Source organism: Colwellia sp. Bg11-28 (assembly GCF_002836245.1).
Classification (GTDB): domain Bacteria; phylum Pseudomonadota; class Gammaproteobacteria; order Enterobacterales; family Alteromonadaceae; genus Colwellia; species Colwellia psychrerythraea_A.
Window position 1 is genome coordinate 1,718,340 of record NZ_PJBA01000006.1, and the last position, 15,986, is coordinate 1,734,325.

14 protein-coding genes are annotated in these 15,986 nt (G+C 37.4%); 3 read left to right on the forward strand and 11 right to left on the reverse strand.

Annotated features, from left to right (window positions below):
- Positions 1–230 precede the first annotated feature (230 nt).
- From CXF79_RS14725 to sdhC, 4 genes are read right to left on the reverse strand one after another with little or no spacing between them, the layout of a single operon-like run.
- Positions 231–938, reverse strand: coding sequence for a succinate dehydrogenase iron-sulfur subunit (locus tag CXF79_RS14725; protein ID WP_011043037.1), 708 nt, complete (start codon positions 936–938; stop codon positions 231–233).
- 11 nt (positions 939–949) lie between these two features.
- Positions 950–2,716 carry a succinate dehydrogenase flavoprotein subunit gene (sdhA, locus tag CXF79_RS14730; protein ID WP_011043036.1) on the reverse strand — a complete coding sequence of 589 codons (1,767 nt, stop codon included), beginning with the start codon at positions 2,714–2,716 and terminating at the stop codon, positions 950–952.
- Positions 2,717–3,064, reverse strand: a complete 348-nt coding sequence (gene sdhD, locus CXF79_RS14735; protein WP_011043035.1) for a succinate dehydrogenase, hydrophobic membrane anchor protein — start codon at positions 3,062–3,064, stop codon at positions 2,717–2,719.
- On the reverse strand, positions 3,058–3,432 hold the full coding sequence (sdhC, locus tag CXF79_RS14740) for a succinate dehydrogenase, cytochrome b556 subunit (protein WP_011043034.1): 375 nt from the start codon (positions 3,430–3,432) through the stop codon (positions 3,058–3,060). The genes sdhD and sdhC overlap by 7 nt, the downstream gene beginning before the upstream one ends.
- A gap of 572 nt (positions 3,433–4,004) precedes the next feature.
- Between sdhC and CXF79_RS14745 the strand changes: the two genes are divergently transcribed.
- Both CXF79_RS14745 and tcdA read left to right on the forward strand, forming a co-directional pair.
- Entirely contained in the window at positions 4,005–5,291 is a 1,287-nt protein-coding gene (locus CXF79_RS14745; protein ID WP_011043033.1) for a citrate synthase, read from the forward strand.
- A 276-nt stretch (positions 5,292–5,567) separates the two neighbouring features.
- Positions 5,568–6,386: a tRNA cyclic N6-threonylcarbamoyladenosine(37) synthase TcdA gene (tcdA, locus tag CXF79_RS14750; RefSeq protein ID WP_101155832.1), complete on the forward strand. Its 819-nt coding sequence runs from the start codon at positions 5,568–5,570 to the stop codon at positions 6,384–6,386.
- A gap of 44 nt (positions 6,387–6,430) precedes the next feature.
- Here the strand turns inward: tcdA and CXF79_RS14755 are convergent, their stop codons facing one another.
- On the reverse strand, positions 6,431–8,140 hold the full coding sequence (locus tag CXF79_RS14755) for a SufS family cysteine desulfurase (RefSeq protein WP_101155834.1): 1,710 nt from the start codon (positions 8,138–8,140) through the stop codon (positions 6,431–6,433).
- A gap of 210 nt (positions 8,141–8,350) precedes the next feature.
- Here CXF79_RS14755 and CXF79_RS14760 point away from each other — a divergent pair, with 210 nt between their 5' ends.
- A complete protein-coding gene (locus CXF79_RS14760; protein ID WP_011043029.1) occupies positions 8,351–8,725 on the forward strand; it encodes a hypothetical protein in 375 nt (124 codons plus the stop codon).
- A gap of 25 nt (positions 8,726–8,750) precedes the next feature.
- On the opposite strand, the gene CXF79_RS14765 is transcribed toward CXF79_RS14760, so the two are convergent.
- The 6 genes from CXF79_RS14765 to rbfA form a co-directional block, all read right to left on the reverse strand.
- Complete coding sequence (locus tag CXF79_RS14765; RefSeq protein ID WP_101155836.1) at positions 8,751–10,337, reverse strand: hypothetical protein; 1,587 nt, start codon at positions 10,335–10,337, stop codon at positions 8,751–8,753.
- 92 nt (positions 10,338–10,429) lie between these two features.
- Positions 10,430–11,347 carry a lipoprotein NlpI gene (gene nlpI / locus CXF79_RS14770; protein ID WP_041736888.1) on the reverse strand — a complete coding sequence of 306 codons (918 nt, stop codon included), beginning with the start codon at positions 11,345–11,347 and terminating at the stop codon, positions 10,430–10,432.
- 126 nt (positions 11,348–11,473) lie between these two features.
- Positions 11,474–13,591 carry a polyribonucleotide nucleotidyltransferase gene (gene pnp / locus CXF79_RS14775; protein WP_011043026.1) on the reverse strand — a complete coding sequence of 706 codons (2,118 nt, stop codon included), beginning with the start codon at positions 13,589–13,591 and terminating at the stop codon, positions 11,474–11,476.
- A gap of 381 nt (positions 13,592–13,972) precedes the next feature.
- Positions 13,973–14,242, reverse strand: coding sequence for a 30S ribosomal protein S15 (gene rpsO, locus CXF79_RS14780; protein ID WP_011043025.1), 270 nt, complete (start codon positions 14,240–14,242; stop codon positions 13,973–13,975).
- A gap of 243 nt (positions 14,243–14,485) precedes the next feature.
- Positions 14,486–15,442, reverse strand: a complete 957-nt coding sequence (gene truB, locus CXF79_RS14785; protein ID WP_011043024.1) for a tRNA pseudouridine(55) synthase TruB — start codon at positions 15,440–15,442, stop codon at positions 14,486–14,488.
- A gap of 3 nt (positions 15,443–15,445) precedes the next feature.
- Positions 15,446–15,874 carry a 30S ribosome-binding factor RbfA gene (rbfA, locus tag CXF79_RS14790; RefSeq protein ID WP_011043023.1) on the reverse strand — a complete coding sequence of 143 codons (429 nt, stop codon included), beginning with the start codon at positions 15,872–15,874 and terminating at the stop codon, positions 15,446–15,448.
- Positions 15,875–15,986: the final 112 nt, after the last annotated feature.

Genomic DNA, 15,986 nt, shown 5'->3' on the forward strand with positions numbered 1-15,986 from the left:
ATAGAATAAATCAACACTTTTGCAGTAAAGAAAACAAACTACTTATAAAAATTATTACAATGTTTAAAATTATTATAAAAATACAGAGTATCCCCTACTAAGACGCTTTTATAAGAAACTATTAAAACGCTCAATAAAGAAACTACTCTGCTTATTCTGTCATAAAAACCAATTAAATAAACCTAGACTAAAGCAGTAGTTAAATTCTGTTTAGCTAGGTTTGGTATTTATTAAACCGCTCGGTTTAATAACATTGATTTGATATGACCAATCGCTTTTGTTGGGTTTAGTCCTTTTGGACAAACATCAACACAGTTCATGATGCCATGACAACGAAATACGCTGTAGGCATCTTGTAAACCATCTAAACGTTCTTCGGTTGCAGTATCACGGCTATCGATTAAGAATCGATACGCATGTAATAAACCTGCTGGGCCGATGAACTTATCAGGATTCCACCAAAAAGATGGACATGATGTTGAACAACATGCACATAAAATACATTCGTAAAGGCCGTCTAATTTATCACGTTCTTCAATCGTCTGTATGTTTTCACGCGCTGCTGGTTGTGCATCATTAATTAGGTATGGCTTAATTTTTTCATATTGCTGATAAAATTGAGTCATATCAATAATTAAATCACGTACTACCGGTAAACCTGGTAATGGACGTAAAATGATCTTATCGGCTTTCAATTCTGATAAAGGCGTAATACAAGCTAAGCCATTTTTACCATTCATGTTCAAGCCATCAGAGCCACAAACACCTTCACGACACGAGCGACGGAAAGATAAGCTTGAATCTGTTTCTTTTAAAAGAATCAGAGCGTCAAGTACCATTAAGTCAGAACCTTCTGGAACTTCTAACTCATAGTCTTTCATGTATGGCGCATTATCAACATCAGGGTTGTAACGGTAAATCGAAAATAACTGTTTCATTACAATGCTCCTTAATATACACGTGCTTTCGGAGGGAAAGCTTCGCGGTGAACGGGTTTCATATTAACATCACGTTTGGTCATTTCTTCAGTCTCTGGTGTGTAGACTGAGTGACATAACCAATTTACGTCATCACGTTCAGTGAAATCTTGACGTGCATGAGCACCACGAGATTCTGTTCGGAAGTTTGCTGCTTTTGCAGAACAAAAAGCTGTTTCCATTAAGTTATCTAATTCTAAACACTCAATACGTTGGGTGTTGAATTCTGATGACTTATCATCTAAACGAGCATCACTTAAACGTTCACGTATTTCAGTAAGCTCTTTCATGCCTTGCGCCATGGCTTCGCCTTCACGGAATACTGAGAAGTTCATTTGCATACACATCTGTAAATCTTTACGGATTTGTACAGGGTCTTCACCTTTAGTAGAAGATTCCCAACGATTAGTACGTGCAAGCGCTGCTTCTAGATCAGATTCAGATGCTTCTGTAGCAGTTTGTGTTTCGTTTAAGTAAGTACCTAAGAAGTTACCTGCTGCACGACCAAATACTACTAAATCAAGTAGTGAGTTACCGCCTAAGCGGTTTGCACCATGTACAGATACACAAGCGATTTCACCAACAGCGAATAAACCTTCAACGATAGTTTCTTTACCATCACTGCCAATATTAAGGGCTTGACCATTAACATTACAAGGTACACCACCCATTTGGTAGTGACATGTAGGTATAACTGGAATAGGCTCTTCTGCTGGATCAACATGAGCAAAAGTTTTAGATAAATCACAAACACCAGGTAAACGTTTATATAACGTTTCACGGCCTAGATGATCAAGCTTCAACTTAATATGTGGACCCCAAGGACCGTCACAACCACGACCTTCACGAATCTCTGTCATCATTGAACGAGCAACAACATCACGCCCTGCTAAATCTTTAGCATTTGGTGCATAACGTTCCATGAAGCGTTCGCCGTCTTTATTCAGAAGGTAACCACCTTCTCCACGACAACCTTCAGTAACAAGTACACCCGCACCAGCTATACCGGTTGGATGGAATTGCCACATTTCCATGTCTTGCATTTGAATGCCAGCACGAAGAGACATACCAACACCATCACCGGTGTTGATGTGAGCATTGGTTGTAGAAGCAAATATACGACCAGCACCACCAGTAGCAAGTACAGTAGCACGTGCTTTAAAGTAAACAATTTCGCCAGTTTCAATGCAAATAGCAGTTGTACCAACGACAGCACCATCACTGTTTTTAACCAAATCTAATGCATACCATTCTGAGTAAACATTCGTTTTGTTTTTAACGTTTTGTTGATATAAACAATGAAGTAGTGCATGACCTGTACGGTCAGCTGCGGCAGCAGTACGAGCGGCTTGTTCGCCACCAAAGTTTTTAGACTGGCCACCAAATGGACGTTGGTAAATTTTACCTTCTTCCGTACGAGAAAACGGTAAACCCATTTTCTCTAATTCTATAATAGACTCTGGGCCTGTTTTACACATATATTCGATGGCGTCTTGGTCACCGATATAATCGCTACCTTTAACGGTATCGTACATGTGTTGTTCCCAGTGATCTTCATGGGCATTACCTAAAGCTACGGTAATACCACCTTGAGCCGATACAGTATGAGATCGAGTTGGAAATACTTTAGAAATCAAGGCACAAGATTTGCCTGATTCTGAAATTGCTAATGCAGCGCGCATACCTGCACCGCCTGCGCCAATAACAATGGCGTCAAATTCACGAATTGGAACGCTCACTTATACACCCCACACAGTTAAAGAGCCAAACATTAAGTAGGCTAATAAAGTAACAGAAAAAATAAATTGTAATGCACCGCGTAGGAACGCAGGTTTTACATAATCAGAAAGAACTTGCCATACGCCAATTTTAGCGTGAACAAGTAATGCTAATAACGCCATTACTGTTGCTACTTTAACACTCATACAAGCAAAGAAACCTTGCCATACATCATAAGTAACACTAGGTGTTACTACGAAGAAACCTGCGAGAAGTAAAGTATATAGTACAAGAATAATTGCACTAGCTCTTAAAAGAATGAAATCATGCACGCCATTTCGGCCCGCTGATGTGACGACGTTTACCATAACCAAACTCCTATAACTGCTGATACTGCTAACCAAATAACCATGATTAATTTGGCAGTGGCATTACCTGAAGCTAGTTCTTCAAAATGGCCTAGATCCATTAGCAAGTGACGAACACCCGCTAAAACATGAAAGGTCAAGGCAGAAAGACAGCCGAAAATAATGAATTTAAAGAAAAAGCCATCAAGGTAACCTTGAATTTGGGCAAATCCTTCAGCAGAAGAAAGAGAGGTTGAAAGGGTAAACAATAAAATACCAATAGCAAAAACCATAATTACACCAGATACACGGTGTAAAATTGAAGCATTAGCTGCTGGATGCATTTTTATCGTAGTTAAATCTAGGTTTACAGGACGTTGTTTTTTCACAATTGTTGCCTAAAGAGCTCGAAAGCCTTCAACTTTTATTATTGTTACTCATGAACTGCCTTTACTTAGCTGACTTAAAATCTTAATTGAAACTTAAAAATCAATATAAACAAAAGCAATTCCCGAAAGTGAACGGTAACTTTTACAACTTTACAAACTCATGTACCAATTCGGACATAAGTCTAACTAACTTCATTATGCGATTCTAGCTAGGTTTTGTAATATTATTCAATTTTACAAAAGCAAATACAAAAGCAAAAAAAGTAGGTAACTTCATAAAAAGCTACAGAACGCAGCGATTATATAGTTGATAAGATCGAATTACAATTTTACCGTATCCTAAGTTACATATGGGGCGTTTTTTGAACAGTAATTTGCGTTGCATTAAACTTTAGTATAATTACTCTTACATTTTAAATTCATTTCAGGGTAGAATGTCGGCAGTTTAAAAAACCCAGAAAAGTCACAAAAACTGACGATTTATTCACTTAGCTTTTTAATCTTTGTATTAAACAACTTAGTAGAATGTCAGTAAATGTACATAAATTATAATTGATAGGGGATAAAACATTATGGCTGAATCAAAAGCCACTCTGAGTATTGATGGCAAAGAAATTGGTGAATTTCCAGTTTTAAAAGGTACTGCAGGTACTGACGTAATTGATATTAGAACTTTAGGTAGCCATGGCTATTTCACCTACGATCCGGGCTTTTTAGCAACGGGTTCTTGTGAATCATCTATTACCTACATTGATGGCGGCAAAGGTGTTCTACAACACCGCGGTTACCCTATTGATAGCTTAGCTAAACAAGCTGATTACCTTGAAGTTTGTTATATCTTATTGAATGGCGATGCGCCAACTCAATCAGAGTATGAAGAATTTAAGTCAATCATCACTACACATACCATGGTACATGAGAAGTTAGTTCATTTCTTCCATGGTTTCTTACCTGATGCACATCCAATGGCTATGCTTTGTGGTGTTGTTGGTGCAATGTCATCTTTCTATCACAGTGACTTAGATATCACTGACCCTGCACAGCGTAAACGTAGTGCTCATAGATTGATTGCTAAAATGCCTACTATCGCTGCAATGGCTTATAAATATAGTGTTGGTCAACCATTTGTTTACCCACGCAATGAGCTTTCTTACGCTGAAAACTTCCTTCACATGATGTTCTCAGTACCTGCTGAAGAATATATAGTAAGCCCTACTGTAGCTAATGCTATGGACAGAATCTTTACTTTACATGCTGATCATGAACAAAATGCTTCAACTTCTACTGTTCGTTTAGCCGGTTCTTCTGGTGCTAACCCTTATGCTTGTATAGCAGCTGGTGTTGCATCTTTATGGGGCCCAGCACATGGCGGCGCTAATGAAGCATGTCTTACTATGCTTGAACAAATTGGTAGCTTAGAAAACGTTGCTGAATATGTAGCTAAAGCTAAAGATAAAAATGACCCATTCCGTTTAATGGGCTTTGGTCATCGTGTTTATAAAAACTTCGATCCTCGTGCAACAGTCATGCGTGAAACTTGTCATGAAGTATTAAATGAACTTGGTATCAGCGATCCTTTACTTGATGTCGCTATGGCATTAGAAAAAGTTGCTCTTGAAGACCCATACTTTATTGAGAAAAAACTTTACCCGAATGTTGATTTTTACTCAGGTATCATCTTAAAAGCAATCGGCATTCCTTCAAGTATGTTTACCGTGATTTTTGCTATGTCTAGAACGGTAGGTTGGATTGCTCACTGGGATGAAATGTTGTCTCAGCCGGGTCAAAAAATCGGTCGTCCTCGTCAGAAATACACGGGTGAAATTAACCGTGAATTCGTACCATTAAATAAAAGATAATGATTTAATGCTTATTTAAGCATCAATGAATTGATAAAAAAGGCAGCTTTCGCTGCCTTTTTTGTGCTTTTTTATCGAGAAAAACAACCAATCACCATATTACTTGCCTATAGTTGTTATTCACATAAGAAATACTTTAATCACTTTTAAATACCCTCATCACGATAGATTGTCGTTCAATTTTTGATATAGAATTATATTTAACTCACAGGAACTAGGCGTTATAATAACGACTTTCCCCTTCTTAATTACTCAATAAGACTCTTTAAATTCATTATGTCTGACTATTCTTTACGTTTTGGTGGCATTAGCCGTTTATATGGCGAACATGGCGCGAATGTTTTACAACAAGCAAATTTTTGTGTTATTGGCATTGGTGGTGTTGGATCTTGGGTAGCTGAAGCCCTAGCCCGCAATGGTATTGGAAAAATAACCTTAATAGATTTAGATGATATATGCACCACGAATATTAATCGTCAGATCCATGCATTAACTGACACTGTTGGACAAAGTAAAGTTGATGTTATGGCTGAGCGCATCAAACAAATCAACCCTGAGTGCCAAATTAATATCATTGAAGACTTTGTAACGGTAGAAAATCTCTCTAGTTTAATTACCAAAGATTTTGATTATGTCATTGATGCCATTGATTCTGTAGACATTAAAACACGCCTTATTGCTTATTGCAGAGGTAGTAAATTACCGATTATCACCATTGGTGGTGCCGGTGGACAGGTGGATCCAAGCAAAATTGAAATCACAGACTTGAGCAAGACTTATCAAGACCCGTTACTTGCTAAAGTAAAAAATCAGCTACGTCGAGAGTTTAACTTTCCGCGTGCTGATCTTAAAACAGCAGGTAAACGAAAGTTCTCAATCGATGCCGTATATTCAACAGAACAATTACGCTACCCTGCTGATGGTAAACAAGGTGAAGTTTGCTTGGCTAAACCTGATAAGAGTAATGGCGAGCAAGGTGCTACGCGTTTAGATTGCCAAAGTGGTTTTGGTGCAACAACCCATGTCACAGCCACCTTTGCTTTTTTTGCCGTGGGTAGAGCCATTGACAAACTATTAATAAAACATCAAAAATAACATTAAAAAGACTCAATATGTAAACAGGTATCTACACTGTTTACTTATTGCTGTGCCATTGCTTTAATTTTTTCAACGATAGCCAATACACCATTACCGCGTGAAGGGCTTAAGTGTTGCATTAAACCTAATTTTTCAAAATAATCATTAATATTAAATTGGTGTATTTGTTGCGCCGTTTGATGATTAAAAGCAGCGAGTACAATCACTAATAAACCACGAATTATTTTTGCATCACTATCTGCAGTAAACGAATACAAACCTTGAGCGCTGTGTTCAGCTTTAATCCAAGCAAGGCTTTCACAACCTGCTATCAATGTATTGTCATCACGTGATGCTTTATCTAAACGTGGAAGATTTTTACCTAGCAACATAATTTCTCTATGTCGGGTATCCCAGCCTTTTGTTCTTGAAAAAAGAGTAATAATTTCATCTATCTCTTTCACGGGTGAGTCTAGTAATACATCTTCTTTCACTCGTGAGTTTGATTGTTCGATAGTTTCTTCCAATAATATGTTTTTTAAACAATCAATGAAATAGTCAATTTCTGTGACAGTATTGTAGGGAGCGAGTGAGACTCTTAAGCAACCATCAATTTTCAAATAAGCCATTAACGGCATTGCACAATGGTGGCCTGAGCGAATAGCAATACCATGCGTATCGAGAGACATGGCGATATCATGATTATGGTGCCCTGTTAAGGTAAAAGCGATAACGCCAATATCAGGGGTCCCTTCAACTATAAAGTTAACTTGCGCAATTTTATCTAACGCTTGATAACAATAATTAACCAGCTTTTGTTCAAATAAGCCATAGCTATTACTAACATCAGTTAACAAAGGGCCAAGAAACTTAATACTCTCAGCAAAAGCAATGACACCTGCAATATTTGGAGTGCCCGCTTCAAACTTAAAGGGCAATGAGTTAAATGTTGTTCCTTGAGTAAAACTCACCGTTTTAATCATTTCCCCTCCCCCTTGATAGGGAGCCATGCTTTCTAGGTGCTTCTTTTTACCATAAAGTACACCAATACCTGTTGGACCGTACATTTTATGCGCTGAGAAAACATAGAAATCACAATCGAGTGACTGTACGTTTACAGAAAAATGAGCCACAGCCTGGGTACCATCTATCACAGTAATGGCGCCAACAGATTTTGCTTTAACTATCACTTGTTCAATAGGATTTATTCGCCCCAACACATTAGAGATATGGGCGCAGGCTACAAATTTGGTTTTATCACTGATAATATTATCTATTTCATCAACATCGATATATCCAGATTCATTGATAGGTATGACTTTGATTACAGCGCCTGTTTGTTCTGCAACAATTTGCCAAGGTACAATGTTTGCGTGATGTTCGCTAACGCAAATAGCTATCTCGTCTCCAGGTATTAAAATATTTCTCGCTAAACTTTGTACGACGACATTTATGCTTTCAGTTGCACCTTTCGTCCAGATAACTTCTTTAACACTTTTAGCCCCGATGAATCCTTGAACCAAGCTACGGGCTTTTTCAAAAGCAAACGTTGCTTTGCTACTTAGCTGATGAGAAGCTCTGTGAACATTAGCATTAAAATTACGGTAATAATGTTGCTGACAATCGATTACTTGTCTTGGTTTTTGCGTAGTCGCCGCATTATCGAAGTAAATCAAAGATGGCATTAAATCATCTTTTTCAATTAATGATTGATCATGACTTTCTATCAGCGGAAATTGTTGACGAAATAAGTGGGGTGAAAAAATGTTCATAAAAGGCTCATGCTAAGCGTGAAGCTGCTGAAAAGTAAGTTAATAAATACACGGATATTATAACTCAATTTCCCTCAGGAATTTAAGCACTTAGTTTAAGAGTAATTATATCCCCTGACTTAGAGAGGAAAAATAAACCTGAACTGTGCTGGGTAAAGGGTTGAATTTAGACTATAACTAATAGGGTGTCCTCTATGAAGGGTTTCTAAAATGAGTTTCTTCGCCTACTTTTACCAACTCAAAGCCAGTCTCAAAAAATTTTTAAATTCAAATAAAACTATAACGCCCAAACAAGAAAAGACCAAATACGATCAAGAAATAAACGCAAATTTAAACTATAACCTCAGACAAAAATGTAAAAGAGCAGCTCAAGAAATCCGGTATACAGAAAATTTTACCCATTGGCCAATAACTGAAGCTAAACTTAAAAAAGAAGCTAAGAAAAACTCTTTAATCTATTTAGATGTTACCCGTAAAAAAAGAATGCCATACACACAGAACGATCATTCCGAAAGTAAAGTTATTGCTGTTATAGATAAGGGAAATCAGGCTAATAAAGTTGTGGTAATAAAGAAGCACCGATAGTGTCAAATTGTCTTGATACTAATACTTAAAACGCTCCCTCCAATATATAGACTTTTCTAACCGGGTCGTCTTCCCATTTTGCCGCTTGCTCGACCCAATATTTTACACTAGCAAGTTGACCTTGTTTATATAAAGCCAACGCTATGTTGTAATGAAAACTTGGCATCAAAAAATCGTATGGCTTGGTATTTAGTAGACCAAGGTATTCTTCAGGAAAATCATCGTTAAAATATCTCAGTTGGGTATGTCTACTTAATGGCTTAAAAGAAGCGTAAGCTGACTCGATATTACTTGATGCGAAATTAGCGATTGAGTTATCGAGTAAGCTTTCGATTGAAGCAGATTTCTGACAACTTTCAGAAATATGAACACCTATTTGATTGGCATAACCTTTCGGTGTACCTAAACGCCAATGTTGCTTTTTACTTGAACCAGTTCGTATTTCTTCCAAAATAGGCGTGCTAGCGTTAATGCTGTGAGCCCATGGAATATTTATTAATATACTTGCTCTTAATTCTTGCTGTTCACCATGATAATACCTGTTTAATACCGCCATATTATGCGCAAAAGGTTTTTGCTGTATTCCTTGGCATTTAGCGTGACCTTTAATTAAAGGGTATTCATCAACAAATCCGAGCAAGTGGCTTACTTCATGGCTAAATACATCAGTATTATCGTTAACATCAAAATATAATATACCTAAGTGTACGTTAGCCCCTCCATCTTTTAACATTAACCCGATATGTCGAGTATTAACTTCTTTCGCCACACTTTCCCAGCGTAATTCATCACAGGAGATAGCGTGTTGGGCTTGGGCCTCACAATCAAGATTTTTGATACTAATATATCGGGGTGTCGGAAGACATATATATTCTGCTAATTTTTGCTGTTCTTTAAAACCTTTAATCAGCATTTCAAGGTGCTTTAAATGACTTAGGCTAGTAGCAAAAAGTTGTAAACTAGTAATGCAATTTTTTGAATTTTCTATATTCAGATCAATTTTATTTTTAGTCGTACTTGTTAATACTGAACTGTCATCTATTACTGAATATCTATCTATATCAGTTAATAAACGCTTAGTTTGAGCATTACCATATAACTTCAATAAATCAGATTTTAATAACGATTTAACCCGTGTAACATCCCCTAATTCAATAGCCATAGTAATCCGTAACAAAAGCACGGCGACGGCTAACTCATTATCGGGTAATACATCAGGTAAAGCTCTTAATGTCATTTCTGCTGTTACAGTTTTCCCTTGTCGATAATACAGTTGTGTTAGGTTAAAAATTGCTTGTTTTGAGCCTAAGCGAATAGCTTGTTCAAACCACATAATAGCTTTACTAATCGATTTCGTATTTGATTTTTGCTTTGCTGCTTGTTGATACCAGTTACCAAGCTTTAATGCTGCTATTTTTTTATTTTTTGCTAACTCTCGATTAAGGGTAAGCCAATGAGTACTGCCTAGCTCAGTTTTACGTTCTTCAATGGTTAACGCGGTAATGTGATTATGTTTAAGGGCATAAGTTATTTGGCCTATTCGATAATGATTACTCGACAACTGCTCAGTTAAATACGAAGACAAAAAAAATGAGCTTGATGACAAAGACATCGTCAAGCTCATTACTAATATTAAAAGGAAAGTTTTACTAATATGCATTTTGGTAGCTAAATAATTTAGCCTGAGTTAATCAGGCTAGATTGTTAAGGCTGACTTTCAGCGACTTTTTTAGTGCGCATTAAATCTAGTTCAAGCTTCGCGTATCTATGCTCAACAAATTCGTAAACATTAGTACTTAATGCCAGCTTAAAGTAATTAGCTGCACTTCCACGATAACCTAAGGTTTGGTTATATTTACCTAAATAGAAATAGGCTTCGCATAAACGTTCGGTCAGCTCTTTATTTGATCTTATATCTTTTGTTAAGTTTTTAACAAAATCTCCTTGTGAAATTTCGCCTAGATACAGGTAAACAACCTGTTTAGCCCAAGTACGTTCATCAACTAATTCTGAACGTTGTTTCAACGAGTATTTTGCCGCAAGTGGATCTACCTCATACTCAGTTAAATACAACCACAACAAGCGGTATGGATCATCTTGCTGCTTTTGATGAAAGGCTTTAAAGTCAATACTGGCAAGTTCAGGTCTAGAGCCATAATAAAGCGCTATACCTCTATTAAGATACGCATACTCATGATCAGGTGCTAGATCTAATGCCGAATCAAATTTCTCATAGGCTTGAGCAAACTCTTGCAATTGTGTGTAATGAATACCTAAAAAATTATAAGCATCAATTAAGTCGGGTTTTAATTGCAATGCATGAGAAAAGTCAAATCTTGCTAATGATCGTAAACCAACACTGTCGTATAAAACACCACGGTCATAAAATAACTGTGCTCTTTGAACGTCAGATATTTTCGCTCTATTTATCACTTCAGTTAAACGTGCAATCGCGATTTCACTCTTATAGTTAATACTAAGGGGTTCAGCAATTACAATATTATTCATTATTGATGAAGAAATATTATTGTTATTCTCCCCCTGACTTGAAGCACAGCCTTGTGTCAACAGCGTACTACTTAAGAGTAAAATTAGAATAATTGTTTTGATAAAAGAATGCACAAAAATGCCTTATAAATAAATAACTAACAACTGGAATCATTTCATTATAAACAAAAAAGGAGCCATGTGGCTCCTTTTTACTTAATGAAATGTAAAAGTTTTTTACTAAACTATTACTTTACATAATTACTCAGCAGCTGGTGTTGCTTCTGCAGCTGGTTTTTCCATAGCTTCTTTGATACTTAAACGTACACGGCCTTGACGGTCAACTTCAAGTACTTTAACTTTCACTTCTTGACCTTCAGTTAATACTTCACTTACGTTATTAACGCGCTCTTCAGAGATTTGTGAAATATGTACTAAACCATCTTTACCTGGAAGAACATTAACGAACGCACCAAAATCAACGATACGAACAACTTTACCTGTGTAAAGTGTACCTACTTCAATTTCAGCAGTTAGTGCTTTAATGCGGTTGATTGCATCTTCAGCTTGCTCACCAGAAGTTGCAGCAATTTTAACTGTGCCGTCATCTTCGATTTCAATAGTAGTACCCGTTTCTTCAGTAAGTTGACGAATAGTTGCGCCGCCTTTACCAATGATGTCACGAATCTTATCTTGGCTAACTTTCATTGTATGAATGCGAGGAGCGAATTCAGAGATATCATCTCTGTGTCCACCAATAGCTTCATCCATTACAGATAAAATGTGAGTACGTGCAGCTTTTGCTTGGTTTAAAGCAATCTGCATAATTTCTTGAGTAATACCTTCAATTTTAATGTCCATTTGAAGTGCAGTAATACCACCAGTGGTACCCGCTACTTTAAAGTCCATGTCACCTAAGTGATCTTCATCACCTAAGATGTCAGAAAGAACAACGAATTTTTCGCCTTCTTTAACAAGACCCATTGCGATACCAGCAACAGATGCTTTAATTGGAACACCAGCATCCATAAGTGCTAATGAAGTACCACATACTGAAGCCATTGAAGATGAACCATTTGATTCAGTGATTTCAGAAACAACACGTACTGCATACGGGAATTCTTCAAGTGAAGGCATAACTGCCAACATACCACGTTTCGCTAAACGGCCATGGCCAATTTCACGACGCTTCGGGCTACCAACAAATCCAGTCTCACCTACACAATAAGGAGGGAAGTTGTAATGAAGCATGAATGGGTCAGTCTTATCACCCATTAACGTATCAAGACGTTGTGCATCACGTTGAGTACCAAGCGTAGCTGTAACTAATGCTTGAGTTTCACCACGTGTAAATACTGCAGAACCATGAGTTCTTGGTAATACACCTGTCATCACGTCTAAAGCACGAATTGATTCAGGATCACGACCATCGATACGAGGGTTGCCATCAGTAATACGGCCACGTACCACAGTTTTTTCTAAATCATGGAACAAATCTTTAGCTTCTTGAACGTCAACATCAGCATTTTCTGCTAATAACGCTTCAAGTACTGAGCTACGGATTTCTTTAATTTTCTCGTAACGAACAGCTTTTTCAGTAATTTGGTATGCTTCGTTAACTTGTGCTTCACTAAGTTCAGCAATTTTAGCTAATAATTCAGCATTTTTAACAGGAGCAACCCAATCCCATGAAGGAGTGTTAACTTCTGCTTTAAATTCTTTGATTGCTGAAACAGCTACTTGCATTTGCTCATGGCCATATACAACAGCACCAAGCATTACTTCTTCAGACAATACGTCAGCTTCAGATTCAACCATTAATACCGCTGAATCAGTACCTGATACAACTAGGTCTAATTGACTTGTTGGTAATTCAGATTGAAGCGGGTTAAGAATGTATTGACCGTCAGTATAACCAACGCGTGCTGCGCCAACAGGACCACTAAATGGAAGACCTGAAATAGCTAATGCTGCAGAAGTACCAATTAAAGAAATAATATCAGGTGCAATTTCAGGGTTAACTGAAACAACAGTGATAATAACTTGTACTTCGTTAGTGAAACCTTCTGGGAATAATGGACGAATTGGACGGTCAATTAGACGTGCAATTAGTGTTTCTTCTTCTGAAGGACGGCCTTCACGTTTAAAGAAACTTCCAGGGATTTTACCAGCAGCGTAAGCACGCTCTTGGTAGTTCACTGTTAATGGGAAGAAATCTTGTCCTGGTTTCGCTTCTTTTTTACCTACAACTGAAACAAGTACACAGGTATCGTCCATGCTTGCCATAACTGCAGCTGATGCTTGACGTGCAATTGCACCTGTTTCAAGTGTTACTGTATGTTTACCAAGTTGAAATTTTTTAGTAATTGGATTTAACATCTAATTAATTTCCTTAAATTTGTCTTTATTAATAATATTTACCAATCTGTACAATTATTTATTCACTGAGTATCTTGGTCAAAGCTACGAATAGCATGCCCAACTAAGTGGAACAAAAAATTATACAGTTTGGATTGGTTTGTGTTTGAAAAGATATACATACCGTTTTTAATTTATTCAAAAATCAGTACATGTAAATTTTCACGGTCATTATACTAACTGAGCGTGTGAATGCTAGCTTCTAAGGGCAATTATTACTTTAAAGCACAAATTTATGCACCCTTTTAGTAACTATTCGTAAAAGTGTAAACCGCAGAAAACAAAAAAGGAGCCAATTGGCTCCTTTTAGTCGTTTAAGTTACAGCCGTTAGCAAATTGCTATTAACGACGTAGACCTAATTTACCGATTAACGCGCCGTAACGGTCAACGTTTTTACCTTTTAAGTAATCAAGTAATTTACGACGTTGTGCAACCATGCGTAATAAACCACGACGTGAATGGTGATCATGGATGTGCGCTTTAAAGTGACCTTGTAAGTGGTTGATTTGTGTAGTTAACAAAGCAACTTGAACTTCTGGAGAACCAGTATCACCTTCTGATTGAGCATATTCTGCAACGATTGCAGCTTTTTCTGTAGCATTTAAAGACATTATAAAATCCTTAGTGTGTTAACCCTACCCTCAATATTAATTGAGTTAAGAGTGATTAAAATACGCATCAAGCCAAACACTAATTTAGCCTTGATGACGAAAGAGCGCGTATTCTAGCAGCCAATAACTAAAAAGCAAGTGATTAGTTCAATCCAGAGCTTTATTAATTCACCTGCCCCCTAATAACCGTTCCAACTGAATTCTGGATCTTCAGTTACGATGGCGATATAACAATCTAACTCGCTAGTACTGTTCTAGAACAACGATACGTTTAGGTGCAACTAAACCATCATCATTGATAAAACCTACGCCAATAAATTCAGCGTCAGCATCATTTTCATCTTCGCCAAGGTACACTTGAACACTGCCTGCTTCAGGCTGGTTATAAGCTTGTACTGGGTTACCGTGACGTAGGAAATTGGCTGACATATCATCAACATAGACACAATGCATACCATCGACAGCACTATTCATAGGCAACAACAATGGGTCAAGAACATCCGAGGGCGTTATTTCATCCGCATTAGCTTGTTCAAGTAAGGCTTCAAGCTCAGGCAGTGTTATCATTTTTTCTACTGGATAATTACCTACAGCAGAACGTCTAAGGTGAGCCACATGAGCACCACAACCTAATAATTCCCCTAAATCATCAACGATAGTTCGGATATAAGTCCCTTTAGAAACATGAATATTTAGTTCAACTTCATCATGTTCAAAACGTAATAACTCAAGATTAAATACCGTGATATCACGTGCTTCGCGCGGTACTTCAATACCTTCTCTAGCATATTTATATAAAGGCTGACCTTGATGTTTTAGTGCAGAATACATAGACGGAACTTGTTTAGTTGTACCACGAAAACTGTCTAAAGCTTTCGCTAACTGCTCACTTGAAACGTCAACTGTTTTTTCACTGACAACTTCACCACCAGCATCACTTGTCGTAGTACGAATACCCAGCTTGGCGGTTACTTGATAGGTTTTATCTGTATCAAGTAAGTACTGTGAGAACTTAGTTCCCTCACCTAGACAAATTGGTAACATACCCGTTGCTAATGGGTCTAATGCACCCGTATGACCTGCTTTCTGGGCAAAGTAAATTCGCTTAACTGTTTGTAAAGCATGGTTTGATGACAGTCCATGGGGCTTATCTAATAACAAAACACCATTGACCTGACGGCCTTTTCTACGTTTTGCCATTACTTATTCGCCTTTCTCACTATCAACACTTGGTTCATCGTCAACCTGAGTATCATCAACTTCTGCGTCGCCATTTTTATCACTAGCGACAGCTTGGTCAACTAAGGCGCTCATGCGAACACCTTCACTCATTGAACTATCATAAACAAAGCGAAGATGCGGCATAATACGAGCACGTAGACGTTTACCTAACAATGAACGAATATAACCTTCAGCTTCAGCTAATACTTCTAACGAGGCTTTTATTTCATCTTGATTATCATTAAAAAAAGTAACAAATATTTTAGCGTAAGCTAAATCACGAGTAACTTCGACAGCTGAAACAGTCGTCATACTTAAACGAGGATCTTTAATTTCGCGCATTAAAATAGTCGCGATTTCTTTTTGGATTTGCTGACCAACACGGTCAGTACGGGCATATTCTCTAGCCATCGTATACTCCTATGAAACTGTTATTACTAACAGCTTTCAATTATCAATAATTAACACAAAAGGGGCATAAGCCCCTTTTGAAAAATAGTTTACTATTAGCTCGAATCTAGTT

What these genes read in the sequence shown, in the direction of transcription:
- CXF79_RS14725 (WP_011043037.1), bottom strand. Translation starts at nt 938, where the DNA reads ATGAAACAGTTATTTTCGATTTACCGTTACAACCCTGATGTTGATAAT.
- sdhD (WP_011043035.1), bottom strand. Translation starts at nt 3,064, where the DNA reads ATGGTAAACGTCGTCACATCAGCGGGCCGAAATGGCGTGCATGATTTC.
- CXF79_RS14745 (WP_011043033.1), top strand. Translation starts at nt 4,005, where the DNA reads ATGGCTGAATCAAAAGCCACTCTGAGTATTGATGGCAAAGAAATTGGT.
- tcdA (WP_101155832.1), top strand. Translation starts at nt 5,568, where the DNA reads ATGTCTGACTATTCTTTACGTTTTGGTGGCATTAGCCGTTTATATGGC.
- CXF79_RS14755 (WP_101155834.1), bottom strand. Translation starts at nt 8,140, where the DNA reads ATGAACATTTTTTCACCCCACTTATTTCGTCAACAATTTCCGCTGATA.
- CXF79_RS14760 (WP_011043029.1), top strand. Translation starts at nt 8,351, where the DNA reads ATGAGTTTCTTCGCCTACTTTTACCAACTCAAAGCCAGTCTCAAAAAA.
- CXF79_RS14765 (WP_101155836.1), bottom strand. Translation starts at nt 10,337, where the DNA reads ATGTCTTTGTCATCAAGCTCATTTTTTTTGTCTTCGTATTTAACTGAG.
- pnp (WP_011043026.1), bottom strand. Translation starts at nt 13,591, where the DNA reads ATGTTAAATCCAATTACTAAAAAATTTCAACTTGGTAAACATACAGTA.
- rpsO (WP_011043025.1), bottom strand. Translation starts at nt 14,242, where the DNA reads ATGTCTTTAAATGCTACAGAAAAAGCTGCAATCGTTGCAGAATATGCT.
- truB (WP_011043024.1), bottom strand. Translation starts at nt 15,442, where the DNA reads ATGGCAAAACGTAGAAAAGGCCGTCAGGTCAATGGTGTTTTGTTATTA.
- rbfA (WP_011043023.1), bottom strand. Translation starts at nt 15,874, where the DNA reads ATGGCTAGAGAATATGCCCGTACTGACCGTGTTGGTCAGCAAATCCAA.